This is a genomic window from Nitrospinota bacterium (assembly GCA_027619975.1).
Lineage (GTDB): Bacteria > Nitrospinota > Nitrospinia > Nitrospinales > VA-1 > JADFGI01.
The window spans coordinates 1-24071 of record JAQCGX010000003.1 but is presented as its reverse complement, the minus strand read 5'-3'; the positions used below and the strand labels follow the sequence as shown (position 1 = coordinate 24071).

The window sequence follows — 24071 nt, the reverse complement described above, 5'->3', positions numbered from 1 at the left end:
ATGGCAAATACTCTCGCAAATAAAGCTGAAATCATCGCCGACATACCGGCCGTTACCCCCCAACAAGAATTAAAAGCAGATATGGGAACGGTGCTTGGAGTATTCGCGGGTATTATTTTGATCGTTATTGCCATTCTTAACGGTGGGTCTCCCGAGGTTTTCGTCAACTTGAACAGCGCTCTCATCGTGTTTGGAGGCACAGCGGCTACCACCTTCATTGCCTTTCCATCAAAAAACATATTCATGATGGTTCCCGTAACAATCAATGCTTTCAAACCGGAGATTTACCATCCTTCAGAATATGTTGAAGAAATAATAGACCTTGCCTCCACCTACCGTTCCGGCGGAACAAAAAGACTGGAATCGGAAGAACAGTTTCTTAACAACAGATTAATAAAAAGCGGGGTGGCGATGGTTGTGGATGGGTACAATACTCGCGAAATTCATGAAATCATGGATCGCGAACTGTCCTCAATGATTGAAAGACATAACGCTGGACAAAAAATTCTCCGATTCATGGGAGTTCAGGCTCCGGTTTTCGGAATGTGCGGGACCCTGATCGGCCTTATTCAGATGCTCATTAATGTGAACAACCCTGCCACCATCGGCCCCTCACTCGCAACCGCTTTGATCACCACGTTTTATGGTCTCATATTGGCCAATCTGGTGATCACGCCGATCGTTTCCAAATTACACACGCGGACGGAAAGTGAAACGATGCTGTATAAGGCCATCAAGGTGGGAATATTGGGCATTCAAAAAAAGCAAATCCACAAAAAATCCGAAAAAATATGAATGCGTTACTTCCTCCAGATCAACAAAGGTGAAGAAATAATGTCCACGGTCGATAATTTTCTAAAAATAATCAGTTCAAACATGGATCAGGAAGGAGGCAACTTCAGTTCCCAGCAACTCATGGGAATCAGTTTAAATGGAGTTAAATTAGTAAACACCATTTTTGACGATACAGACTTTGAGTTTTCTGAACTCATCGAAATCAATTTTTCCAACTCGAAGCTCAAAAATGTCTCGTTTCATAAAGCAAAGTTAAAGGATGTGGATTTCTCTGGAGCACAACTCCAGGGCGTTAATTTTCAAGAGGCCCTGCTGGTCAACTGCAATTTCAAAAATGCATCGCTGGAAAACGGGACGTTAAACTCAGCAACACTGAAAAATTGCGACCTGAGGGGAAGTAACCTCAACCACGCCAACCTTTCTTCTGCCAAATTAATTAAATGCGACCTCTCTTTCGCAAGATTGATGTATGGATACTTACGGAAAATTGAAATCAGTGATTCACAATTGAAGGGAATCAACCTCAGGGGATCGGATTTAAGTTTCTGTAAAATTCAGGGGACGGACTTTAGCGGTTCCGTATTAAAATATACCGATCTCAATTCATGCACCTTCAAGAAAGTCAACCTCAGTAATGCCAACCTGGTGGGGGCCGAGATGAAGGACGCGCATTGTCAGGAAATTACGATGAAAGAAGCGAACATGGAAGGAGTGGATCTGACCTACGCCAACCTGGAAGGTTCCAACTTGCAAAACGCATTTCTCCTGGAAGCCAATCTGCACGGCGCCAATCTGACCAACGCCAATCTCAAAGACGCCTATTTTGTGGACGCCAACATCAGCAAGGCAAATACCACCGGAGCCAATCTGGAAAATACCATTTTGCAGTAATATTCTTTTTGCAGAATGTCCTTTTCCTGGATAGGCATCCAGCCTAAAATGAGGAAAATCAAAAGAACCTGACTGCTCTTAGGCGGAACAGCTGATGGCCACCTTCATTTTAGTCCTTCATCTTTTAGTTATTATTTTCTTTATCGTGGGATTTCCCATAGGGCTCAAACTGAATCATCGAGGGTTCAGATATTTCCACGGTGCGGCCCTCGCTCTGGTGACGTTGTTCATGGTGCTGGGCATCCCCTGCTCTCTCACCGTTTGGGAGGAAGGCTTGACAGGTTCATCCTATGAAGGATCGTTCATCGCCTTCTGGTTGCATCGTATTATTTATCTGGAGTGGTTCGAACCTGTCCATGTTTTGATTCTGGACGTATGTTTCGCCCTGCTCGTGTTTTCATCCTTCATCTGGTACCCCATCAAAAAGAAAGGGAAATGAGAAAATTTATTTCTTCTGAATTACTGCAGTCACACAGCGAAAACCGACATTTTCAAAGAATTCATCCGGCGGCACTTCCGTGCGGTTGAAGGCGAAACGGTAGGCATCGAGAAAATAGTGCCCGGATTTTTGAAACCCGTTCCCCCGCAGGACCTTAAATTGTTTTCCAAAGCGAGCGTCTTTATGGGTATTCCCAGGATACGCCTCATACCAGTCCAGCGTCCACTCCATGACGTTACCGGCCATATCATAAACATTATAAGGGCTGACATCCTCCGGTTTGCTCCCCACGGGAAGAGTCGTCTTCTCTCCTTCAACGCCAACATTGGCTTTTCCTTTCACATACTCATTGCCCCAGGGATAAGACAGTCCGTTTGGGCCACGGGCAGCTTTCTCCCATTGCGCCTCGCTCGGCAGTCGCTTGCCCGCCCACAATGCATACGCTAAAGCTTCCTGCCAGATAACATTGGTGATCGGGTGATCGCCCTGGCCTTCAGGGTACGTACCGTCCACCCAATGCGCTGGATAGTCCGGGTATTTGGTATCTTCCATATACACCTTGTATTCCGCATTGGTGACTTCATAACGGTCGATATAATAGTCGCCAAGATGAACCTTTAGCTCCGGGTGCTGATCGAGGAACAGCGGTTTCACTGTGCCGATTTTTTGTTGGGTATTTTCAAGGTCGGTTTTGTTCGTCCCCATGATAAATTCTCCGGCAGGGATCAAAACCATTTCCTTGTTATCAATCGGGGAGATTTTTACAGGTTTTAAAGGCCCGTCGCCGCATCCCGGCAGGAAAATCAAAAGACAAATTAAACAAGGTATAATAACTTTTCGAAGCACAAACATTTTCAAGTCCCATTAATTTTTGAATATAACTACCAAACGTATCACTATATGAAAAGATTCTTCGTTCTCCTAATAATTTCAATCCTTGCGGGTTTTCCGGCTGTTCAGGCCGAGGCTTTTGAAAAACCCCTTGCCGATAAAACCACGGGAAATGCCTCCCCGCATATTCTGAAGTCTGATGAATTTTCACTGAACACCCGCAATGTAAAAGTACTTACTTCCCAGGGAAAAACCCTGTGGGTTGGCACCTCAAATGGAGTCATCAAATACGATACCACCACCGCCAACCATTATGAAATTTTCGATAACCAGAACGCCCTTCTGAGCAACGGTATTTTCGGCATCGTCCTGGATGGCAACGACAATCCCTGGATCGCCACCTACGGCGGCGGCCTCAGTCATTTCGATGGGGCACAGTGGCACAACATCAACACCCCGCAGGGGCTGTGCGATTCGTTCGTCTACGATCTGGAGTTTTCACCGGCTGATAACACATTATGGATCGCTACCTGGAGCGGCGCGAATAGAGTACGCGGCGACCTGTGGGATCGCAAGTCCTGGGAGTCTTTCACCAAGGAAAATACCAACGACGGGTTGATCGACGACTGGGTCTACGCCATTGACGTGGGCGATGACGGGCGCGTGTGGTTCGGCACTGAATCCGGCGTCTCAATGTACGATGGGAAAAAGTGGAAATCGTGGAGTCATGCGAATGGAATGGGGGCGGAACTCAAACACGTAAAAAGCGACAATCAAGGCGTCATGTCGCAATTCGCAGGCAACCACCACAGCCAGCACGCAACTGACTTGCCCAATGTGGAGAACGCCGATTACCGCCCCAACTATGTCGTCTCCATGCTGCTGGATGAAAAACAACGGCTGTGGATCGGGACCTGGGGCGGAGGCTTGAGCGTACTCGACACCCGCACGGAAACCTTCCGTAATTTCACCGTGCAGGACGGACTGCCGGGAAATTACGTCCTGGCGATTGAAGAAGGCCCCTATGGAGATCTGTGGATCGGCTCCAACGGCGGCTTGAGCCGCTTTGACGGGAAGGCGTTTACAAACTATTCCGAGCATAACGGCATGATCGGCGCCTATGTATTCAGCATCGCCTTTGGGGAGGACCACTCCTTGTGGATGGGGAGTCATAGAGGCATGAACCGTTTCAAGTTTGCCCCTGAGGGTCGCGGGTTGATGAAGATGGATTGAAAAAAAATTAGACAGGATTAACAGGATAGACAAGATAAAAAAAAATCCCCCTAACCCCCTTTAGTAAAGGGGGGAAATCATGCTCCCCCTTCTGTGAAGGGTGACGGCTGGGAGGGGTGATTTCACCGCAAAGACGCAGAGGACGCAGAGAAACCAATAATAATTAAATCAATCCTCACCTTAATCTTCTCCTCTGAGAGGAGAGGAAATTATTATAAATCCCTTGCCCCTTTGAGGAGAGGATCTCGATGAGGAGAGATGTGCAAGTCCTAGAGATTTTATTCACGATCTCGTCTTCCCGAAATGATAGAGATTATATTGACTACTGCATTTGTTGACTCAGCGCACAGAGCAGCCAAACGAAAATCTGCTGTGCGCCTATGGGTCAGATCATTAGCTAAATCTAACGCTGCCTTAGCGTGTTTCCGAATATTCTCGTTTGGTTTTCCCTCCAACTCCTTAGCAATATAAGCCGCAAGCATGCGTTTAGCATCCGTTGTGCTGGCTACTATTCCATCTAAAGTTGGATGCAACCTGCTATCATAAACTGCCTGCCCCAAGGAAATCAACGTTTCCCTTGCTAGGAATCCAATTGCTTGAAAATTTTCCTCAGAGGACGCCCGCGCAAGCTGGAGTTTAATTTCCCCCATACTTCGATCAACACGATTCCAGCCTGTTGGCTTTTCGAATACTGGATTTATAGAAGCTGATTGCATGCCTTTTAATACTTCAATCAGTGGATCAAACATCTTTCCAAGAAAGTTGCGCCGAGATTGATATGATGGGAGACTTCCATCATTCCACTTTCCATACCACGCCCAAAGATCTTTAAAAGGATTGGGGTTTTCCAGCCCTCTTTCTCTTAATCCTTCGGAGGTTTCCTGAAATCTTGTTATATAATCATCGTTCTCACTTTGTATGCGAGCGCCACCAGTTGAGACTGACACCATTATGCTTTTCTGTGACTCCAAGAGTTTTGTTAGCTCTTGGTGGGTGGTTTTATATACCTTGCCGTGGATTTCATTGGTTAGCTCGGGGGATATTGTAACTTTTCCTATCCATGATTGGGGATACGCCCTAAACAAGGTTTCAGCTTTGTTTTTAATGTTTTGTTCAATTGCCTGTAAATTCATTTGTATATTAGAATAGAGGTCAAGTGGAACTTTACAAAATAGTCCATACTCCGTGGTTCCTCCATTCCAATTATCGTATCCTTCCTCTTCAATTATTGGTGATCCTTGAGATAAGACCTGAAACTCAGCGATCAACTCCTCCCTTTTTAAAAGGTTAGCTAAGGTCGCTATTATTTTTCTCGAATCTTTAAGTACAGGGTCCATAGAGCAGTTTTGCCTTTTTACTTAAAAGTTCAAATTATGTCCACTATAGCTCGAATCCGGTCACTCGGTATCTGACACCGTCTATCAGATAAAGTCTCAGTTTTTACACCTTAAACGATTCCATTAATCAAAAATCATCGTCGTCGTCATCTTCTTCGATCATGGCTTCGTCCACCTGGGCTTGTTCGGCCTGGTCGATCAGTTCCTTGATGCGCTCGTATCCTGCCGCCAGTTTTTGAATATTGACCAGCAGGGTGATGAGTTTGGCATCCGGGATCTCCCGCATCCCCGCGACCAGAGGACCGCGTTCATCATCCTCATATTTTTCATCAAATTCTTCGAATGTGGATAGAATTTTGTCTTTGCAGTGGAGCAGGTCGTAAAAAAAGCTTTGGATTTCAATCTTGGCCATGGATCACCTTTATTTAATAAATGGAGATTATTGGAAGTATTATCAGCTTGAAAAATGCACCCTGCCTTTGCGAGGCAACAACGCCGTAACCGACAAGGGATTATTTTTTTTCGCATTATTTTTTCATTAATATTAATATATTCCGTAAGAAATCGCGATTTTTCCTGCAATAATCATTATGGGCTCAAGTTTAACACTTAATTTATTGAAATAAAGGTCGTATCTATGGCAGAAGGCGAACGCTTCGTCGATAACGGCGACGGCACCATCACGGACACCAAATACAATAAGATGTGGATGAAAGAGGACAGCTACCAGATGCGCGGCAAATGGCTGACCTGGAAAGGCTCCCACAAATTCGTCAACTGGCTGAACGAGCAGCAATTCGCCGGTTACGACGACTGGCGCGTGCCCAATAATCAGGAATGCCGGAATCTGTACGATCACGAATGCAAAAACACCGATTTCGACGGGGACATCGTCCACATCGACTATATTTTCCCGGAGGGCGGAGGTTCCACCTACTGGTGCGCCGAGGAATCGGGGATCAACGGTATGGCCTATAATTTTTACAGCGACCGGGGGTATCAGGTGCGCAAAAAATCATCGGATGAAGGCAATATGACGTGCCGACCCATTCGGTCCTCCGGTCCTGATGTCAAAAAGCAGGGCCGTCTTTCCGCCACGGGAAGATCCCGGCGCGAATGACCTGAACCTTAATTCCTTTCACTTCTATGGCAAAACACAGGGCAACCGTCGCTGAAATCGACCTCAGCGCCATCAGGCACAATCTGAAAGCGATTCGTTCCCTTCTGGCTCCCAAGGTCAAGATCATGGCCGTCGTCAAGGCAGACGGCTATGGGCACGGCGCGGTCCCCTGCGCTAAAGCCGCGTTGGAAGCGGGCGCCGACTGGCTCGGTGTCGCCATCCTCGAAGAAGGTATCGAGCTGCGGGAAAACGGCGTCTCCGCGCCCATTCTGGTGATGGGAGGTATTTTCCCCAATGAGGTTGCGGATCTCATCCGCCACGATCTGTCCACCAGCGTGAGCACTCTGCCTCTGGCTGAGAGTCTCTCCCAAGAAGCGGAAAAACAAGGCAAAACGGTCGGTGTGCATCTGAAAGTCGATACCGGTATGGGGCGGCTGGGGATGCATCCTGAAGATTTGCTCGCCTTTGTGGAGAAGATCCAATATTCAAACAACCTGCGCATTGAGGGGATCTTCACTCACCTGTCCTCCTCTGACGAAGGCGACCCGGAATTCACCCAGTTTCAATTTTCCCGGCTGGTTGATGCGTTGACTCCGTTGAAGGCCAAGGGTATATCTCTGCCACTGATTCACACCGCCAACAGCGCGGCGATTTTGATGTTTCCCGACAGTCACCTCAACATGGTGCGACCGGGAATCATCCTTTACGGCGCCCTTCCCTCGCCCGACCTGAAACCAACGATAAACGCGCTGAAAGCTCACGACGTTCAATTCCGTCCGGTCATGCGCTGGAAAACTAAAATCATACAGATCAATAAAGTGCCCAAAGGGACTCCGTTAAGCTATAACCGGCAATTCATCACTGAGCGGGTGAGCCTGATTGCCACCCTCCCCGTCGGCTATGGCGATGGCCTGAACCGCGCACTATCGAACAACATGGACGTTCTTATAAGGGGGCAGCGAGCCCCGCAAGTGGGCGTGATCTGCATGGATCTGTGTTTGATCGATGTGACGAATATCGAGGGCGTGCAATGCGAAGACGAAGTGGTCCTATTCGGCCAGCAGGGAGAGGCAACGATCACCGTCGATGAAATGGCCGAGCAGTGCGGAACCATCTCTTATGAAATTCTGTGCAACGTGAGTAAGCGGGTGCCGAGGGTGTATTTGACTAATGGAAAACTCTAAGGAGCCTATATGCCGGTGATCACCAATGCTCAATCAGGGACTAATATTTTCGAAATTGCCGAGGGAATTTTTCGGATCAATACCCCGGTTTCTTTTCCTGGAATGGAAGGCGGTTTTTCATTCAACCAGTTTCTGATTGTGGACGACGATCCCCTGCTCTTCCACACCGGACCTCGTAAAATGTTCCCTCTGGTGCAGGAAGCTGTGAAGCAAGTGATGCCGGTTGAACGTCTTCGTTACATCTCTTTCTCCCACGTGGAGGCGGATGAATGCGGTTCACTGAATGAATGGCTGGCTGCGGCCCCGAATTCCGTGCCCTTGTGCGGGCAAGTCGCCGCCATGGTTTCGATCGGTGACATCGCGGATCGACCGCCTCGAACCCTGCAGGACGGAGAAGTGCTTGCCCTTGGAAAGCATTCCGTACAATGGCTCGATACTCCGCACTTGCCGCATGCATGGGAATGTGGTTTTCTGTTTGAAACTCATACCAAAACCCTCCTGTGCGGCGACCTTTTCACGCAGAAGGGAGACAACCTCCCCGCTATAACGGAGGCAGATATCCTGGGTCCCAGCGAAGCTTTTCGCAGAGAGATGGATTATTTTTCTCATACCAAGAACGCCCGCACCCTTCTGGAGCGGCTGGCCTCGACCGCACCCACCACATTGGCCTGCATGCACGGCAGCACGTGGCGAGGCGACGGTTCCAAACTTCTCCGCGCTCTCGCCGACTCCCTATCAGAAAGTGCCCTTTAACTTTTTACCCAATTAGGTTCATTGATCATTATCGACAAAGGAAATTAACTTCACTCCTCCTTCAGTTTTAAATCGCCTATCTTTTGAATGCCGTGGGTTTGACAGTAGTCGCGAATACCGTCGATGACCTTCATCGTAATCGCAGGGTCGATGAAATTGGCGGTGCCGATTTGAATGGCTGTGGCGCCTGCGGCTAAAAATTCCAGCGCGTCTTCGGTCGATGCGATGCCACCGATGCCGATCACCGGAATCTCTACGGCACGGACGGTCTGGTACACCATGTGAAGCGCAATGGGTTTGATGGCGGGACCGGAGAGCCCTCCGGTTTTGTTGGCCAGCCAGGGTTTACCTGTTTCCAGATCAATGGACATGCCGATCTTGGTGTTGATCAGGGAAAGCGCATCGGCTCCACCTTCTTCGGCGGCTTTGGCGATTACGGTGATATCGGTGACATTGGGAGAGAGTTTTACGATCAGAAATTTCTCGGTAACTTTTCGCACCGCTCCCACCAGATCCCGCACCGTGGCGGGATCGGAACTGAACCGCACACCGCCTTCTTTTACATTCGGGCAGGAAATATTCATCTCCAGCGCGTCCACCCGATCGACATCCGACAAAGCGGCGGCCAGTTCCACATATTCGGCCTTGTTTTCGCCAAAAAAATTCACGATGATGCGGGTATTGTAATTTTGCAGGAGGGGAAGTTTGTCGCTGAGGAATTTTTCCAGACCGATATTTTCCAGACCGATGGCATTCAACATGCCCGACGCGGTTTCCACCATGCGGGGAGCGGCGTTTCCAACCCTTGGTTGCATGGAAAGCCCCTTGGTGGCAAAGCCTCCCAAACGGTTCAAATCCACAAACGGCCGATACTCCAGACCATAGCCAAAAGTGCCGGAAGCCGCGATCACGGGATTATCAAACTCCAGCCCCTTTATTTTCACTGAAAGATCTACATTGCCGCGAGTTGTCATTTCCCTCTCAATTTAATGGCTGATTAAGGTGTAACAATCATTCGTGGAAAACCCGGAAATCAGGACGGGCTTTAAAATAACCTTCATTTTTACAATAAGATTGACCGTAAAAATTGTTATCAAAGTATTGACTCTACTTAACAACAAATATATAATTATCAATAGTTAGGTGGGTGGATGCAATTCCAAGAAAATAAAAAACATCCTAACACTCACGCCCACAACATTCCTCAAAAAACAGTATCTTAACCAGAATTGAATTAAATTTTTTAATTGACTCACCGCAGAATGTTTAATAACTTGAATCATAAAATTAATATAAATTTTAATAAACTCAACTACACTTTCCTATGCCACAAGTCAGCCAGAAACAGGAAGAATTAAAGGAAGAGGACAGCATCTATCATAAGCGCATCGAAGATTTATTAGAAGATGCCGAGATTGAAGCGGAAATTGAGACTGAAAAAAAGGTCCGGTCGAAAAATACCCGGCTTTTAACCATCTCATTGGTCGCCATCGCTCTGATCGCCTTTTTATATTTGCAGGTTAAAACCGGCTTTCTAGCCACTTCGCCAAAGAGTAATGAGACCAGCCCTCTTCCCGAACTGGCACAGGCTCCTGCTGTTGAGCAAGCTCCTGTTTCCCCTGAGCAAATCCCCAGTATCGCTCAGGCTCCAATAACTGAAAATGAAACCAAGCCTGCAACTGCTGGCGATGAAAATGTGGCAACACCGAAAACCGAAGAGATTATCGCTGAAGCTAAAATCCCGGCACCTGTAGTTCCTGTAGAAAAACTGGAAGCGCCTGTCGTGGTTCAAGCGCCACCTAAAGCTCCGGCCTCTGAACCGGCGAAAATACCTGAAGTGGCGGAAGTCATAAAGCAACCTGTCAAACCTTCACCTGCGGCAGTCGCACCGGTCACATCCGCAAAACAATATCATGTTCAGTTGGGTGTTTTTTCAGTTGAAGAAAATGCCAACAGACTGCTGAATAATATCAAGGCCAAAGGCTTCAAACCGTCCATTCTAACGAAGTCAACCGAGGCTTCCATGTATGTAGTATTTTTGGGTGGGTTTTCAAACAAAGAGGACGGAAATCAGGCAATTTCGGAATTAAAATCCAAAGGATATTCACCGGTTATGGAAAAATTTGAAGATAATTCCAATACCATCGTCCTCGGGAAATTCAAAAATGTGGGTCAAGCGGCTGCTCTCAGAGATAAACTGAGTATTCATGGCTTTCTCTCCAGTGCCAAAAAAACTCAGGGTCAAACAAAAATCCACATCATTCAACTCGGACCCTTCACCAGCCTACCTCAAGCCCAAAAATCCAAAGACTCTATAGAACGCGCAGGCTTCAAGAACACCTTTATTCGTTGAGAACAGAATCCCCGTTTATTACGACCTGAATGAAAATTCGGGGGTTTTCTTCCTTTCGAGAATCCTTTTAGTTATATAATAAAAACCTGACGGTTTGTTTACCGGAAACTTCCCTCACTTTTCTGGAATTTTCTTTTCTGGTTTGGGGTAATCTATATTATCAGGAACCCAAAAAATCTTTGTCTTGAATAAAGGAGCGATTAATGAAAAAAGTCGGTTTATCAATTTCCACAATTCTATTCTCCCTGTTTTTAATTCTACCTTCAATGAGTTTCGCTCATGAAGGCGAGCATGACAAATCTTCAGATCATGGCAAGGAATCCAAGGGAGGTCAGCAATATGAAGAAGGTAGCGGGTCATCGGCAGTGGAACCCTCCCACGAAGGTAAAGAGTACAAATCCGGTCATGAGGAAGCCGAAGAAGAGGGAAGCTTTTCCTATAAACGCCATCGAAAAGAAATGAATGAAAAGAAGGCTATGGAAAAAGAATCTCATGAAAAGGAAGAAGGAAGCGGAAGCCGTTGATTGCGAATAGACCCAAGCCAGTTCTCATAATAGGGACCCGCCGGACTAGTAAAAAGTGATAGCGCCCCATAGGGGGCTCTTCAACCTCTCTCACCAGCCATAAAACTCAAACAAAAAATGAAACGCTGTTCCAGGCCCCTCACATCAAGCCCAATTTTGGAAATCCCATGCTGATCGATTTACTGCAATTACTGGCCGGCCTGCCCATACTCTATTACGGCGGCGACTTTTTAGTCACTGGCAGTATTCGTCTGGGCCAACGGTTTAAGCTCAGCCCATTTATCATAGGGGCGACGGTCGTCGGTTTTGGGACTTCATCTCCGGAACTTGCCGTCTCAGTCCTGGCCGCAATTCAGGGTGCGCCGGAATTGGCCCTGGGAAACGTGATCGGCAGTAACGTGGCCAATGTAGGACTCGTTCTTGGATTGACGGCGGTTCTCATTCCTCTCACCATCGGCAAAAAATGCTTAAAGGATGAAGCCCCGGCGTTTTTGTTCACCACCTTCCTGATATCGTTTCTACTCTGGAACTTTAATTTAAACCGGTGGGAAGGGGGATGCATGATCTTCCTGTTATTCATCTACCTTTGGATTTCTTTCCGTAAAAAGGAGGAAACGGAAATTGAAATCGAAGAAGAAACAAGATTCTGGGCAGAAAAAGGAGTCTTCTTTCAGTTCCTGCTGATTATTTTTGGGTTGGGTTTATTGGTTTTTGGAGCCAGGCTTATGGTTGAAGGTGCTGTCGGTATTGCCCATACCCTTGGAGTCAGTGAGTGGTTTATTGGCATTTCGATCGTTGCCGTCGGCACCAGTCTGCCAGAAATTGTTTCCTCGATCCTGGCCGCTAAACGAGGCCACGGCGAATTAGCTATCGGCAATGTCTTTGGAAGCAATATCTTCAATCTACTGATGGTTCTTGGCACCACGGCTATGGTCAAGCCGCTTGCCATCCAGGAACCTATCCATGCGGATTTAATATTCACCACCGGACTTTCCTGTTTTCTTATTTTACTGATACGAATGGAGCACGCATTGACCAAGAGGGATGGATTTATCCTGTTGGTTTGCTACGCAATTTATGTGGGAATGAAAGGGGTGGGTGGTTTTTAATCAACCATTGATTTCCGTTTTCGATTCTTCCTTTTCCTGCTCCGGTTTTTTGTTATTTTTAGAGACGGACCGAACCGGCGGCTTCACATTTTTAAATCTCCAGAGTTGCTGTTTATAATACGGCTCGTCTGGAACAAGATTTATGGCCGCCTGAATGTTCTCCACGGCTTTATCCACATCACCCATTGCATAATGAAGCTCTGAAAGGGTGTCGATATACTCAGCCTTTTTTGGAAAGGCTCCCAGGGTTTCCTCAGAAAGCTTTATTCCTTTGTCCAAATTGATTGTCTTCTTCGCGTAAAGCCAGGCGAGCCGGTTCATCGTCGAAAAATCTTTGGGAGCAAGTTCATACGCTTTTTCGCAGTGACCAACGGCAACTGAAAAATAACGTTTCTTGCTATACACATTGCACACGGCAAAAACGATGTCATGGTTATCGGGTTCGATCTCCATCGCCGCCAAAAGCCTTTTGAGTCCTTCGTCCACTTTCTTATTTTCAACCAACGCCGTTCCCAATTCCAAAAGATACGTGGGATTTTTTGTCTCAACGTCAACCGCGTTTTGAAACGCCTTAGCCGCTTCATCTTGCTGACCAGAAGCCATCAATACTTTTCCCAGGTAATAATTTGAGTCTGCATGATTGCTTCGCAGGGTAACCGCCGTTTTTAAATTGGATTCAGCTTGTTCCCATTGTTTTCGGTCCGCCAGAATCCTTCCTATCTGATAATAACTTTCAGGGTCCTTCGCTTGTAACTTGACTGCCTTCTGATAAACTCCAAGAGCGTCATCGGTACGATTGAGATCGGTATAGATTCTTCCCATATGAATGAGAGCCTCCGCATTCCTGGAATCCGCCGATTGAGAAGCTTCATAGTATTTTAAGGATTTTTCCAGATCTTTTTGCTGGTAATACCAGTCCCCCAGGCGTTTTTGAGCCTCAATATTTTCAGGGAATTTTGCGGCAATTTTTATGTATTCCTGGATCGATTCTTTCTCATCACCACTTTCTGCCAGTAATTTTGCCAGAGCCAAATGCAGTTTGGGGTCATCTTTTTTAATACGAACGGCTGTGCGAAGCTCCTCGACGGCTTGCGGGAATTTCTTTTCCCCGGCATAAAGCTCACTCAGGGTCTCGTAAGTTTTATAATAATTCGGATTCAATTTAACCGTCATGTGGAGGTTTTCATAGGCACTCTGGGAGTCCCCCTCCTTTTGGTAAAGTAATCCCAGATCGTAAAACGCCCGGTAATTCTCCGGCTCCATCTCAATCGCCGTTTTGTATGAAAGCTTGGCCTCTTTAATTTTCCCCGTGGCCGTCAGAGTTTTAGCCAGTTTGACCCGATAATCACTGTTGGAAGGATTTAAGTCTATGGAACGTTGAAACTGATTCAATGCCTCGTTAAAACGATTTTTGCTGTAATAAACTTCACCGAGACCGGCATAAACTTCCGGGTTGCCCCTGGATAACCTCAACGCTTTTTTAAACAAAGCCTCCGCATCGGCGACTTTACTTTCCGCCATTAGCCTGTGGCCCTTGCTGACAAGGGCTTCAAGATCATTGTTCGGCGTCAAATAAAGGTACCCCCCTCCCCCAAGCGCTAAAAGCCCCAACCCCACTAGAGCGGCCCTGGCTTTTTGGTTTTTTACTTTGGCGTTTTTGAGAACGGGTTTAATGACTGTATTGGGAATGTAAACTGCAGCGGAGGGGTGCTCGGGAATTACTTCCGGTTCTTTAGGGTTTTTGGGGGGATTGATCATTTTCGAGAGGCCTTCAAAATTAGAACCCTCGTCTATAACCAGATGATAGGAAGAAATATCCCCTTTCAACTGGCTACCATTCATCAAGGTCACCCTGTTTTCAGCAAAAATATTACCCTGGATACAACCCATATTTGTACAGTTATGGGAATTTATATTTCCATAAAGTTTACCGGCCTTTCCAACGATAAAGTGGTTTGAAGAAAATACATCTCCTTCAAATTCTCCGTCAAAATGAACCGCTCCCTTGACCTTGAGAGTCCCCTTCAACTTCACTCCACCTTCAAAATAAGCGTCCATAACCTGCCCTTTGTGTTCAAATGGGAAAGAATAAATCCATGGGAAACGCTTGGATATTCATTGTAATGCCAAATTTATTAATATGTTACAATTTTCAATTTACCCCTAGTGTAATTCATAAAAGCAGTTATATCAACCCCTTTTAATAAAATTTAACAATCGGTATTAAATTTAGGTGAAATTACCCCCTAAGGTTGATTAAAGAGAAAATTGTTGTTATTTTAGCCAACTTGGATTTAGGTTCTATAATTTTACCATTTTTTCTAAATTATCTGCAACGCGAACTATTGGGGAACAAATATGGCAAGAAACGAAGGTCGGGCAAATAACGAAATGAGAAAGATTAAAATCATCAAGGATTTTATTATTTATCCGGCAGGGTCCGTACTTATTGAGGTGGGGAACACAAAGGTCAGCTGTTCAGCCACCGTGGAAAATAAGGTTCCTCCCTTTTTGAGAGACAAAAAAACCGGTTGGGTCACCGCTGAGTATTCCATGATGCCCAGTTCCACGCACACACGAACGCAACGCGAAGCCAGCAAGGGAAAATTATCAGGAAGAACTCAGGAAATTCAACGCTTGATAGGCCGTTCCCTGCGAACCGTGGTGGATATGGATCAGTTGGGCGAACGAACCGTCTGGATCGACTGCGATGTGATTCAAGCGGATGGGGGAACCCGGTGTGCTTCCATCACCGGAGCTTTTATCGCTCTTGCCCTGGCTCTTAAAAAGCTTAAAAATGATAATATAATTAAAACGATCCCGATCAGGGATTACGTTGCGGCCATCAGCGTGGGCATCGCCGAGGGCAACAACATTCTGGACCTGGATTACAGTGAAGACTCCACCGCCGGTGTGGATTTGAATATTGTGAAAACGGGTTCCGGCGGATTTGTCGAGATCCAGGGAACGGCAGAAAGAGAGCCTTTCAATAACGAACAATTAGCGTCCTTACTCTCTCTGGCGGACAAAGGCGTTAAGGAGCTGATTGAAATTCAGAAAAGTGTTATTGAGATTGATTGATACCCCTTGAAAATGGGGAGGAAAATACTTTCTAAAAAATATTTCCCGGTCCATCAACGATGCTTGCCGACCCCGATTTTTTCACATTGTTCAGACACGCAGCATTGACTGCATAAAGGTGAAAGGGGCTTGCAACAGTTTTGCCCAAAGGAAACCAGGAGATCGTTAAACTCAATCCAGTATTTCTTGGGAAGTTTTTGCCTTAAAGCCATTTCCGTCGCGTCTGCGTTTTTTGTTGCCACATAACCCCAGCGGTTCGATATCCGGTGGACATGCGTGTCAACACAGATGCCCAGTTTGCCGTGGCCCAGGGTCAGGGTCAAATTGGCCGTTTTTCTTCCCACTCCTTTAAATGACAGGAGTTCATTCAGGGTAGCGGGAACCGCGCCATCATAGCGACTGATCAGCTCCCGGCACAAATTAGTGAGAGTCTCGGCCTTCTTGCGGTAAAAGGCGGCGGGATAAATGGCTTTTTCGATGACATCTTTTTGCAAGGCCACCAGTTTTTGTGGGCTGTCCGCCAATGCAAACAGCCGTTCCGAGGCGACACCCGTCACTTCGTCACGAGTTCGTAAACTGAGGATGCAGCTGATGAGTACCCGAAAAGGGTCATTTTTCCAACTGATTTCGGTCACCACAGGTGTTTTCCAATGAACCGATGCGCGTTTGATTTTGCGAATCATATTGGCAATTTGTGAGTTTTCCACTTGATCGGCCTTTAATGTTAAATTTACAGGGCACGTTGACAACGGGGGCGTCACAATCTATAGTAAAATATTGGGGCTATTAGTAGTGGAACCCGTTCATTTGTTTAAGCTTATTAACTCCGGGGGTTCAGCCATGAATCCCCTCCACTCATAAAACATATGCAACACACAATTTCTGTTCTAGTCGTCAACCGATTTGGAGTTCTATCCAGAATTTCCGGTTTATTCAGTGGCCGGGGTTTCAATATCGAAAGCTTGAATGTTGCCGAGACCAATGATTCTAACGTTTCGCGAATGACCATCGTCACACGTGGAGACGAAGCAAAAGTAGAACAAATCACCAAGCAATTGAACAAACTCATTGATGTTATCAAAGTGGTGGACCTTACTGAAGAAAGTTTTGTCGACCGTGAATTGATTCTGGTTAAAATGAATGCTGAACCCCGTGTTCGGGAAGAAATTTTAAGAATTGTAGAAATTTTTCGGGCTAAAGTAGTGGATGTTAGCGCCCATACCTATACGATTGAAATTACAGGAAACGAATCTAAATTAAACGGTTTCATGGAACTTCTTCAACCGTTGGGAATCCAGGAAGTGGTCCGGTCAGGTAGAATTGCCATCAGCCGTGGCACCAAATCAATTAACTAAAATTTTGCGAAAAGGAAAAAAAATTGACGAACATTTATTATGAAAAGCAGGCGGACCTGAAGCACATCCAGGATAAAACAATAGCTATTATAGGCTATGGCAGTCAGGGGCACGCCCACGCCCGCAACCTTCACGACAGCGGCATCAAAGTCGTGGTCGGGTTGAGAAAAGACAGCGCATTTTGGGACCGGGCCAAAAAGGACGGCTTGAACGTGATGACCGTGCCAGAAGCGACCAAAGCCGCCGATATCCTCATGATCCTGATTCCTGATGACAAACAAAGGGCCATGTATGAAAAAGACATCGAACCAAATTTGAGCAAAGGCATGGCTCTCGCCTGGGGGCATGGGTTCAACATTCATTTCGGCCAGATCGTGCCGCCAAAAAATGTGGACGTATTCATGATCGCTCCCAAGGGTCCAGGCCATCTGGTGAGACGAACGTATGAACAGGGCGCTGGAGTTCCCTGTCTCATGGCGATCTATCAGGACCCCAGTGGAAACACCAAAGATGTCGCTTTGGCTTATGCCAAGGGAATCGGTGGAACACGAGCCGGGGTTCTGGAAACCAGCTTTCAGGAAGAAACCGAAACCGATCTCTTTGGTGAGCAAGCGGTTCTTTGCGGCGGCGTCACCGAACTCATTCGTGCAGGTTTCGACACGCTGGTTGAAGCCGGTTACAATCCGGACCTTGCTTATTTTGAATGTCTGCACGAACTGAAGTTGATCGTAGACCTCATATATGAGGGTGGCATCGGCAACATGCGGTATTCGATCAGCACCACTGCCGCCTATGGTGATGTGACCCGTGGTCCGCGCCTCATCACCCAGGAAACCCGCGCTGAAATGAAGAAAATTTTAAAAGAAATTCAGGACGGAAGTTTTGCCAGGGAATTCATTCTTGAAAATATGGTAAACCAACCCGTGTTCAACGCGCGACTCAAGCAGGATGCGAATCACATGATCGAGACGGTCGGTGAAAAGTTGCGGAGCATGATGCCATTCGTTGGTGAAAAACTTAAATAAAGGGCACTTCTAAAAATTGACAACGGCACCGAATCGCCGCTTCAAAGAAGCGTCTTTTGTTTTAGTAGGACAGGCGACCTACCCTTAAATTTAAGGATAGGTTGCCCGTGCCACTGATTTAAGTAAATTTTGCACACGATTCTACTTTCTGTAAAAACTAATATTTAGGGATGCTCTAAAGGAATTCTTTTTTTCATGGTTAAATTATTTGCCGATTTGGCAGCACTGTTTCAGAAAAAAGTTCTAAGGCTCGTACCAAATTTCGCGGAAGACGCTTTCATTTTCCTTTTCCCTTTGGGAATACTGGCATTTATTCTGTTGGTCATTTCCATTTGTTCGCCGTTTGCTGGTTTTTTAGTGTGTCTGCTCATCATGGGTCTTATCATTTGTTTTTTTCGCGACCCGGAACGCACCATCGATGATGATTCCCCCGATGCCCTGGCGTCGCCGGCTGACGGGACAATCAATCATATTATTGAAAATGAAGACAACCCCTTTACAGGAAAGCCTTGCAAGCGAGTCACTATTTTTCTGAGCGTGCTGGACGTGCATATCAACCGCATTCCCATGGCGGGAACCATTGAGCGGATTGATCTCAAAAAAGACGGAAAGTATCTGGTTGCAGACATGCCGGCCGCTTCTGTGGAAAATGTCCAAAACGCTTTGGTCATTAAAAATGGAGACACGACCGTCGTCGTCAAACAGATTGTCGGTTTGATCGCTCGCAGAATCGTTTGTTGGGCCAAAGAAGGCGATTCCTGCGAACGAGGGCAACGTTATGGATTGATCCGTTTTGGCTCCAGAGTCGATCTCCTGCTTCCCACAGACACCCGAATCGTAGTTCAAGAGGGCGATAAAGTTGCGGGCGGAAAAAGCATTATAGGGTATCTGAATTCAGGGGATCGATCGTAATGTTGTCATCCAATCTGATTTGAACCCAACGAGTTTAAGGATATTATGAAACCTTACAGCAAACCAAATCAAAAAATGCAAGTAAAACTGAAAAAGGGAATTCACATTCTCCCCAGCCTGTTCACCACAGGCAATGTGTTTTGCGGATTTTATGCCTTTATTGCCGTTTTCAAGGAAATGTATTATGTGGCGGCATGGGCCATTGTTCTGGCGATAGTTTTTGACATTTTGGACGGACGCATTGCGCGGATGACCAAAACCACCAGTGCTTTTGGCGTTCAATACGATTCACTGGCCGATATAATTTCCTTCGGCATGGCTCCTGCCTTTTTGGTCTACTCCTGGGTATTGCAACCCTTTGACCGCGTGGGCTGGATGGCGGCTTTCCTGTTTCTACTTTGCGCGGCGCTAAGACTCGCACGCTTCAATGTCACCAAGCCGGATGTCAAGGGCAAGCATTTTCTCGGCCTGCCAACGCCGGCAGCAGCGGCGATTCTGGCATCCATCGTCATCGGTTTTGAGGATTTATTTGCGACCCGTCTCAATCCAATTGTGATGGTCATTGTTGTTTATTTGCTGGCCTTTCTCATGGTCAGTAATATCAAATATCCCGCCATGAAAAAATTGGAATTCAAAAAACGGGTGGCCTTTCCCCGGTTCTTATTTGTCATCCTCTTTATTTATGTACTGGCAACCATTCCCAGAATCGCGCTTTTCGTTCTGAGTTTTACTTACGTTATGATGGGCCCTTTGAGTTATTTGATACCTAAGAAAACCATCGATGTTACAGATGTTTCTGAAAACATTCACCCACCTCCAACAAATTCTTGATAAACTAGTACCAGTTATTACCACATCAATTTCTGATTCACTCCCATTCTAAGGGTTGCTCTATGTCCTGGCTTGACACACTTAAAGTTAAAACCGGCATCGGAACAAAAATCGCCAAGCCGGAAGTTATCTGGGTTGAATGTAAAGGTTGCGGAGACCAGTTATATATCGCTGAGGTTGAAAAAAACTTCAAGGTCTGCCCCAGTTGTGATTACCATTTCCGTGTCGACGCCAGAGAGAGAATCAGTCAGTTGATCAATCCTGGAACATTTGTTGAGCACGATCAGGATTTGATTTCCACGGACCCGCTAAAATTTAAAGACAAAAAAAAATACAAGGACACGATTCGAGCCTCCAAAAAAAAGGGATTGTCTCTCGATGCGCTCATCGCAGGCTCTGGAATTTTAGGCGATCATCCGGTGGAGGTTTCCATTTTTGATTTTAAGTTTATGGGCGGCAGTATGGGTTCTGTGGTGGGAGAAAAAATAACGCGAAGTATTGAGCGGGCGATCGCAAACAAAACGCCCATGATTATTGTGAGTTGTTCTGGTGGGGCGCGCATGCAGGAAGGGATTTTATCCTTGATGCAAATGGCTAAAACCTCCGCCGCCTTGCGAAAGCTGGCGGAGCATAAGCTCCCTTACATATCGATATTGACCGACCCGACCACCGGAGGGGTGTCTGCAAGTTTTGCGATGCTGGGCGATGTGATCCTTGCTGAACCGGGCGCCCTGATCGGATTTGCCGGTCCCCGCGTGATCGAACAAACCATTCAGCAAAAATTACCGGAAGGATTTCAGACGGCCGAGTTTTTGCTCGACCACGGATTGATCGACAACGTGGTCCATCGCAGGGACTTGAAAAAGATGCTGGGAAATCTCTTGAGCCTGTTTGGCAACAAGCCCATCCCGCAATTAGCGGCTTAGCAGCCCAGGCTCTCCACCGCATCTTCCAGAGACGTAGCTATACAGGTAAAAATAGGAACGTCCCTTTCAACATACAGGCTTCCCTGCGTTTCCCTGAGCTCCATGACCAGATCAACGAAGTCATCCGGGTAATCCGTCTCGAACGCCACCACAAACTCTTGATCATCGATTCCAAACGAATAGCTGGTGTTCAGTTTGACTGAGGGAAATTTATTGCCGACGAAGATGTGCTCGTCCATGATTCCCTGGCGCGTGAACTGGGTCAGCAAATACCATTCGCGGGTTTTGACGAAAGGATAAATGAACAGGTATTTGGCTTTGCCGGGGATGATATGGGTCCGGTCTTCTTCGTGCTCTGGGTTCAACATGTCCTGATACATGGACCGTTTGGTCTGCGACAGATAGGAATAAGTGGTGCTTAAATATTTCCCCAACCCCGTTCTAAAAATGCGTGCGGACATTTCCTGGAATTTTTCCAGTTCATAACTGATCCGCCAAAGCATGAGGTCCGTATCAGCGCGAATCCCCACCATCGAATAGCTGAGAACGATCATGTCATCGTTGGTATCGTAATCCTCAAGAACATCCAAAAATTCCTTTTTTCCTTTTTCGCGTTCGGCTTCGGGAAGACGACGGAATGCGGGGTCCAGCTTATAAAAAGCAAAGTTGACGAATTGGCGTTTCACCTCTTTTTCACCCGCTTGTTTTCTTCTCTCGACTTCGGCGGCTCGTTGCGCTTTCAGGTTATCCATGGCGGCGCCTTCCCGTTCCTGACGGGCTCGGGATACCACCCCATCATCCACCACATCGATATTTTTATCCTTGGCGAACTGCTCTATCCCACGAACAACACTTTTCCTGACAAAAAACGGAACATTTTTCATGCGCACCACGGCATCGTCCGTCCAGTTTAATTCCGTGGCGGGCATTAATTCTGCCAATTCTTTAGCATCAATAGCCATAACTGTTTTCTCTTTGGAAAAGGTTAGTGAAATAGGTGCAAATCTAAAGCCAGAACATAAGTACCAACAAGGTTTCGCCTCTGGCAAATGCGGAATAACCCTTTACGCTTCAAGTATCCAGACCGGATTTTAACGTGAACCCATGATATATTGAGGTCAGCAAGATTTCAACCTCAAAACATGACTAAATCCGATTATGAAAACAGAAGATTATATCCGACTGGAGAATCAATACGGGGCGAAAAATTACCAGCCGCTGGATGTCGTCCTGAACCGGGGCGAAGGCATCTGGGTCTGGGACGTTGAAGGCAATAAATACATGGACTGCCTGTCTTCCTATTCCGCCGTCAATCAGGGCCATTGCCACCCTAAAATCCTTGCGGCCATGAAGAAACAGGCGGAAAAACTGACCCTCGTCTCCAGAGCCTTCAGAAATGACCAGTTGGGGCCGTTTTATCAGGAAATCTGCGCGCGGACCAAATCTCATACCGTTTTGCCTATGAACAGCGGCGCGGAAGCGGTGGAATCGGCGATCAAGGCCGTGCGCAAATGGGGCTATCAGATGAAAAAAGTCGCCCCGGATAGGCCGAAATCATCGTCTGCGAGAACAATTTTCACGGCAGAACGTTGACCATCATCAGTTTCAGCAGTGAGCCCGCCTACCGGGACGGATACGCCCCGTTCACCCCCGGATTCAAGATAATACCCTATGGAGACGCCGAAGCCTTGGAGAGGGCCATCACCCTCAATACCGTGGCGTTTCTGGTGGAACCCATTCAGGGCGAAGGCGGGGTCATCGTGCCGCCAGCAGGGTATCTCAAATCCGTGCGGGAAATCTGCACCAGGCATGACGTGATTCTGATTCTGGATGAAATCCAGACAGGGCTGGGCAGAACCGGAAAACTGTTCGCCGAAGAACACGAAGGCATCCAGTCCGACCTGACTCTGGTAGGCAAAGCCCTATCGGGCGGGTTTTATCCAGTGTCAGCCGTATTATCGAACAAAGAAGTGCTGGGGGTGTTCAAGCCGGGAGATCACGGTAGTACCTTTGGCGGCAATCCGCTGGCCTGCGCCGTGGCGCGGGAAGCCCTGAATGTCCTGTTCGATGAAAAGATGATCGAAAACTCCGCCACTCAAGGAGAATATTTTCAAAAGAAGCTGAAGGAAATCCAATCTCCGCATATCAAGGAAGTGCGCGGTAAAGGATTATTAATCGGCGTGGAACTGAAACCCGAAGCCGGAGGCGCGAGGAAATTTTGCGAAGCCCTGCTCAAAAAAGGTCTGCTGTGCAAAGAGACGCATCAAAACGTCATCCGCTTCGCCCCTCCCCTGATCATCCAGCAAAAGGAAATCGACTGGGCACTGGAGCGGATTGAGGAGGTTTTGGCTTGATATTCGACAAGCTGTGGTTGCTAGATAATCTTTATTGTTCTACTGAGAAAATGAGTATAACTTCCGATCTTATTGTAAATTCAATTACCACTATATCTTCTGTTTTCGTTGGCGCATTCTTGGCCTTTGCACTCGAAAATTACAGGAGAAAGAAAGAAACAAAAGGCCGACACATCGCGGCAGCTAACCGAGCACTTTACACAGTTTTTAACTTATGGAACATTCTATTTCAGTTCCAAAAGGAAATTATCGATCCCTGCCGAGAAAAAACTGATACATGGATTAATATGCCTGCATCCCCTCCACAGTCACCAAGTTATGGGTTAACTTCATTTCAAGCCGATGAATTAGCGTTTTTATTGCAAACCAAGTATTCAAATACTTTTTCAAACCTATTGCTAGAAGAAGAGCGTTTCCTATTGGCAATACAACTGATTGAAAAGCGGTCATCAATTATTTTAAATCATGTCCATCCTACGCTAGGAGGCGCAGGGGTCCATGTTGGAGGGAAGCTCACACAACCAGAAATAGAAAAGATTATTGGGATTGATAAAGTCCACATGCTAAAACAATTATTCTCTGGCATCATAAAAAATGTGGATGAAGATATAGAATCATTGAAATTAGCACATGATGAATTTCGGAACACTATGAAAGAACTCTACCCGAAAGATAAATTTATCCTTATACATTTTGGGGAAACTAATAATGAAGATTCTTAAGCATAAGGGGTTGAGCCGTTTGGCCACACATGTTATCTGCAAATCGTCTAACTCGTCATCGCGAGCCGCTATAAGCGGCGCGGCGATCCAGGCTTTCTGGATTGCTTCGTCGCCGTTGGCTCCTCGCAATGACGATCCGATGATATCTTGTTTCCCTGGCCAACATCTCCCGGGCGTGTTTTTCCTCACCCAATACAGAAATACTATCATGGGCATCTCTAAATATTGACAACGACGCCGAATCGCCAATTCAAAGACGCGTCTTTTGTTTTAGTAGGACAGGCTTTCCTGCCTGT

General features: G+C 46.7%; 25 protein-coding genes and 1 pseudogene. 18 read left to right on the top strand and 8 right to left on the bottom strand.

Going from position 1 to position 24071, the window contains the following annotated elements; genetic code table 11:
- The 3 genes from O3C58_01520 (at position 1) to O3C58_01510 (ending at position 2125) form a co-directional block, all read left to right on the top strand.
- Positions 1-795, top strand: a complete 795-nt coding sequence (locus O3C58_01520) for a MotA/TolQ/ExbB proton channel family protein (GenBank protein ID MDA0690542.1) — start codon at positions 1-3, stop codon at positions 793-795.
- Complete coding sequence (locus O3C58_01515; protein ID MDA0690541.1) at positions 796-1686, top strand: pentapeptide repeat-containing protein; 891 nt, start codon at positions 796-798, stop codon at positions 1684-1686.
- 94 nt (positions 1687-1780) lie between these two features.
- Positions 1781-2125 carry a DUF2784 family protein gene (locus O3C58_01510; GenBank protein ID MDA0690540.1) on the top strand — a complete coding sequence of 115 codons (345 nt, stop codon included), beginning with the start codon at positions 1781-1783 and terminating at the stop codon, positions 2123-2125.
- 6 nt (positions 2126-2131) lie between these two features.
- Here O3C58_01510 and O3C58_01505 read toward each other — a convergent pair whose 3' ends face one another.
- Positions 2132-2977 (bottom strand): SUMF1/EgtB/PvdO family nonheme iron enzyme, encoded by an 846-nt coding sequence (locus tag O3C58_01505; protein ID MDA0690539.1) that lies wholly within the window; start codon positions 2975-2977, stop codon positions 2132-2134.
- A gap of 48 nt (positions 2978-3025) precedes the next feature.
- Here O3C58_01505 and O3C58_01500 point away from each other — a divergent pair, with 48 nt between their 5' ends.
- Positions 3026-4189, top strand: coding sequence for a hypothetical protein (locus tag O3C58_01500; protein ID MDA0690538.1), 1164 nt, complete (start codon positions 3026-3028; stop codon positions 4187-4189).
- Positions 4190-4467: 278 nt separating this feature from the next.
- On the opposite strand, the gene O3C58_01495 is transcribed toward O3C58_01500, so the two are convergent.
- Together O3C58_01495 and O3C58_01490 are read right to left on the bottom strand one after the other, a co-directional pair.
- A complete protein-coding gene (locus tag O3C58_01495) occupies positions 4468-5526 on the bottom strand; it encodes a hypothetical protein (protein ID MDA0690537.1) in 1059 nt (352 codons plus the stop codon).
- Between the two features lie 127 nt (positions 5527-5653).
- A complete protein-coding gene (locus O3C58_01490; protein ID MDA0690536.1) occupies positions 5654-5938 on the bottom strand; it encodes a hypothetical protein in 285 nt (94 codons plus the stop codon).
- Between the two features lie 225 nt (positions 5939-6163).
- Here O3C58_01490 and O3C58_01485 point away from each other — a divergent pair, with 225 nt between their 5' ends.
- The 3 genes from O3C58_01485 to O3C58_01475 are packed head-to-tail and all read left to right on the top strand — an operon-like array spanning position 6164 to position 8583.
- A complete protein-coding gene (locus O3C58_01485) occupies positions 6164-6646 on the top strand; it encodes a DUF1566 domain-containing protein (protein MDA0690535.1) in 483 nt (160 codons plus the stop codon).
- Positions 6647-6672: 26 nt separating this feature from the next.
- A complete protein-coding gene (gene alr, locus O3C58_01480) occupies positions 6673-7830 on the top strand; it encodes an alanine racemase (protein ID MDA0690534.1) in 1158 nt (385 codons plus the stop codon).
- A gap of 9 nt (positions 7831-7839) precedes the next feature.
- Positions 7840-8583, top strand: a complete 744-nt coding sequence (locus tag O3C58_01475; protein ID MDA0690533.1) for an MBL fold metallo-hydrolase — start codon at positions 7840-7842, stop codon at positions 8581-8583.
- Positions 8584-8633: 50 nt separating this feature from the next.
- Here the strand turns inward: O3C58_01475 and O3C58_01470 are convergent, their stop codons facing one another.
- On the bottom strand, positions 8634-9557 hold the full coding sequence (locus tag O3C58_01470; GenBank protein MDA0690532.1) for a dihydroorotate dehydrogenase: 924 nt from the start codon (positions 9555-9557) through the stop codon (positions 8634-8636).
- A gap of 350 nt (positions 9558-9907) precedes the next feature.
- Here O3C58_01470 and O3C58_01465 point away from each other — a divergent pair, with 350 nt between their 5' ends.
- The 3 genes from O3C58_01465 (at position 9908) to O3C58_01455 (ending at position 12569) form a co-directional block, all read left to right on the top strand.
- Positions 9908-10936 (top strand): SPOR domain-containing protein, encoded by a 1029-nt coding sequence (locus O3C58_01465; GenBank protein MDA0690531.1) that lies wholly within the window; start codon positions 9908-9910, stop codon positions 10934-10936.
- Between the two features lie 203 nt (positions 10937-11139).
- Positions 11140-11460 (top strand): hypothetical protein, encoded by a 321-nt coding sequence (locus tag O3C58_01460; protein MDA0690530.1) that lies wholly within the window; start codon positions 11140-11142, stop codon positions 11458-11460.
- Between the two features lie 167 nt (positions 11461-11627).
- Positions 11628-12569, top strand: coding sequence for a calcium/sodium antiporter (locus O3C58_01455; GenBank protein ID MDA0690529.1), 942 nt, complete (start codon positions 11628-11630; stop codon positions 12567-12569).
- On the opposite strand, the gene O3C58_01450 is transcribed toward O3C58_01455, so the two are convergent.
- Positions 12570-14627, bottom strand: coding sequence for a tetratricopeptide repeat protein (locus O3C58_01450; GenBank protein ID MDA0690528.1), 2058 nt, complete (start codon positions 14625-14627; stop codon positions 12570-12572). It abuts the gene before it with no gap.
- Positions 14628-14927: 300 nt separating this feature from the next.
- On the opposite strand from O3C58_01450, the gene rph reads away from it, so the two are divergent.
- Complete coding sequence (rph, locus tag O3C58_01445; protein ID MDA0690527.1) at positions 14928-15650, top strand: ribonuclease PH; 723 nt, start codon at positions 14928-14930, stop codon at positions 15648-15650.
- Between the two features lie 53 nt (positions 15651-15703).
- On the opposite strand, the gene O3C58_01440 is transcribed toward rph, so the two are convergent.
- Positions 15704-16357 (bottom strand): endonuclease III, encoded by a 654-nt coding sequence (locus O3C58_01440; protein ID MDA0690526.1) that lies wholly within the window; start codon positions 16355-16357, stop codon positions 15704-15706.
- A gap of 159 nt (positions 16358-16516) precedes the next feature.
- Here O3C58_01440 and ilvN point away from each other — a divergent pair, with 159 nt between their 5' ends.
- From ilvN to accD, 5 genes are all read left to right on the top strand, one after another.
- The gene (gene ilvN / locus O3C58_01435) at positions 16517-17005 is read left to right on the top strand and encodes an acetolactate synthase small subunit (GenBank protein ID MDA0690525.1); all 489 of its coding nucleotides are present in this window, start codon (positions 16517-16519) and stop codon (positions 17003-17005) included.
- 23 nt (positions 17006-17028) lie between these two features.
- Positions 17029-18030, top strand: a complete 1002-nt coding sequence (gene ilvC, locus O3C58_01430; GenBank protein ID MDA0690524.1) for a ketol-acid reductoisomerase — start codon at positions 17029-17031, stop codon at positions 18028-18030.
- Positions 18031-18225: 195 nt separating this feature from the next.
- Positions 18226-18942, top strand: a complete 717-nt coding sequence (locus tag O3C58_01425; GenBank protein ID MDA0690523.1) for a phosphatidylserine decarboxylase — start codon at positions 18226-18228, stop codon at positions 18940-18942.
- Positions 18943-18987: 45 nt separating this feature from the next.
- A complete protein-coding gene (gene pssA / locus O3C58_01420; GenBank protein MDA0690522.1) occupies positions 18988-19773 on the top strand; it encodes a CDP-diacylglycerol--serine O-phosphatidyltransferase in 786 nt (261 codons plus the stop codon).
- A 62-nt stretch (positions 19774-19835) separates the two neighbouring features.
- Positions 19836-20699, top strand: a complete 864-nt coding sequence (gene accD, locus O3C58_01415) for an acetyl-CoA carboxylase, carboxyltransferase subunit beta (GenBank protein MDA0690521.1) — start codon at positions 19836-19838, stop codon at positions 20697-20699.
- On the opposite strand, the gene O3C58_01410 is transcribed toward accD, so the two are convergent.
- The gene (locus O3C58_01410; GenBank protein MDA0690520.1) at positions 20696-21661 is read right to left on the bottom strand and encodes a chlorite dismutase family protein; all 966 of its coding nucleotides are present in this window, start codon (positions 21659-21661) and stop codon (positions 20696-20698) included. The genes accD and O3C58_01410 overlap by 4 nt on opposite strands.
- A 196-nt stretch (positions 21662-21857) precedes the next feature.
- Between O3C58_01410 and rocD the strand changes: the two are divergent.
- Both rocD and O3C58_01400 read left to right on the top strand, forming a co-directional pair.
- Positions 21858-23053 (top strand): annotated as a pseudogene (rocD, locus tag O3C58_01405) (ornithine--oxo-acid transaminase).
- Positions 23050-23775, top strand: coding sequence for a hypothetical protein (locus tag O3C58_01400; protein ID MDA0690519.1), 726 nt, complete (start codon positions 23050-23052; stop codon positions 23773-23775). Before rocD ends, O3C58_01400 begins: the two are co-directional and overlap by 4 nt.
- A gap of 55 nt (positions 23776-23830) precedes the next feature.
- Here the strand turns inward: O3C58_01400 and O3C58_01395 are convergent, their stop codons facing one another.
- Positions 23831-24007, bottom strand: a complete 177-nt coding sequence (locus O3C58_01395) for a hypothetical protein (GenBank protein ID MDA0690518.1) — start codon at positions 24005-24007, stop codon at positions 23831-23833.
- Positions 24008-24071 lie beyond the last annotated feature (64 nt).

Coding starts and splice junctions, on each gene's coding strand:
- O3C58_01490 (MDA0690536.1), bottom strand. CDS start 5,938: ATGGCCAAGATTGAAATCCAAAGCTTTTTTTACGACCTGCTCCACTGC.
- pssA (MDA0690522.1), top strand. CDS start 18,988: ATGAAACCTTACAGCAAACCAAATCAAAAAATGCAAGTAAAACTGAAA.
- accD (MDA0690521.1), top strand. CDS start 19,836: ATGTCCTGGCTTGACACACTTAAAGTTAAAACCGGCATCGGAACAAAA.
- O3C58_01470 (MDA0690532.1), bottom strand. CDS start 9,557: ATGACAACTCGCGGCAATGTAGATCTTTCAGTGAAAATAAAGGGGCTG.
- O3C58_01425 (MDA0690523.1), top strand. CDS start 18,226: ATGGTTAAATTATTTGCCGATTTGGCAGCACTGTTTCAGAAAAAAGTT.
- rph (MDA0690527.1), top strand. CDS start 14,928: ATGGCAAGAAACGAAGGTCGGGCAAATAACGAAATGAGAAAGATTAAA.
- O3C58_01455 (MDA0690529.1), top strand. CDS start 11,628: ATGCTGATCGATTTACTGCAATTACTGGCCGGCCTGCCCATACTCTAT.
- O3C58_01450 (MDA0690528.1), bottom strand. CDS start 14,627: ATGGACGCTTATTTTGAAGGTGGAGTGAAGTTGAAGGGGACTCTCAAG.
- O3C58_01520 (MDA0690542.1), top strand. CDS start 1: ATGGCAAATACTCTCGCAAATAAAGCTGAAATCATCGCCGACATACCG.
- O3C58_01475 (MDA0690533.1), top strand. CDS start 7,840: ATGCCGGTGATCACCAATGCTCAATCAGGGACTAATATTTTCGAAATT.
- O3C58_01515 (MDA0690541.1), top strand. CDS start 796: ATGCGTTACTTCCTCCAGATCAACAAAGGTGAAGAAATAATGTCCACG.
- O3C58_01410 (MDA0690520.1), bottom strand. CDS start 21,661: ATGGCTATTGATGCTAAAGAATTGGCAGAATTAATGCCCGCCACGGAA.
- O3C58_01460 (MDA0690530.1), top strand. CDS start 11,140: ATGAAAAAAGTCGGTTTATCAATTTCCACAATTCTATTCTCCCTGTTT.
- ilvN (MDA0690525.1), top strand. CDS start 16,517: ATGCAACACACAATTTCTGTTCTAGTCGTCAACCGATTTGGAGTTCTA.
- O3C58_01485 (MDA0690535.1), top strand. CDS start 6,164: ATGGCAGAAGGCGAACGCTTCGTCGATAACGGCGACGGCACCATCACG.
- O3C58_01500 (MDA0690538.1), top strand. CDS start 3,026: ATGAAAAGATTCTTCGTTCTCCTAATAATTTCAATCCTTGCGGGTTTT.
- O3C58_01510 (MDA0690540.1), top strand. CDS start 1,781: ATGGCCACCTTCATTTTAGTCCTTCATCTTTTAGTTATTATTTTCTTT.
- O3C58_01465 (MDA0690531.1), top strand. CDS start 9,908: ATGCCACAAGTCAGCCAGAAACAGGAAGAATTAAAGGAAGAGGACAGC.
- O3C58_01495 (MDA0690537.1), bottom strand. CDS start 5,526: ATGGACCCTGTACTTAAAGATTCGAGAAAAATAATAGCGACCTTAGCT.
- alr (MDA0690534.1), top strand. CDS start 6,673: ATGGCAAAACACAGGGCAACCGTCGCTGAAATCGACCTCAGCGCCATC.
- O3C58_01505 (MDA0690539.1), bottom strand. CDS start 2,977: ATGTTTGTGCTTCGAAAAGTTATTATACCTTGTTTAATTTGTCTTTTG.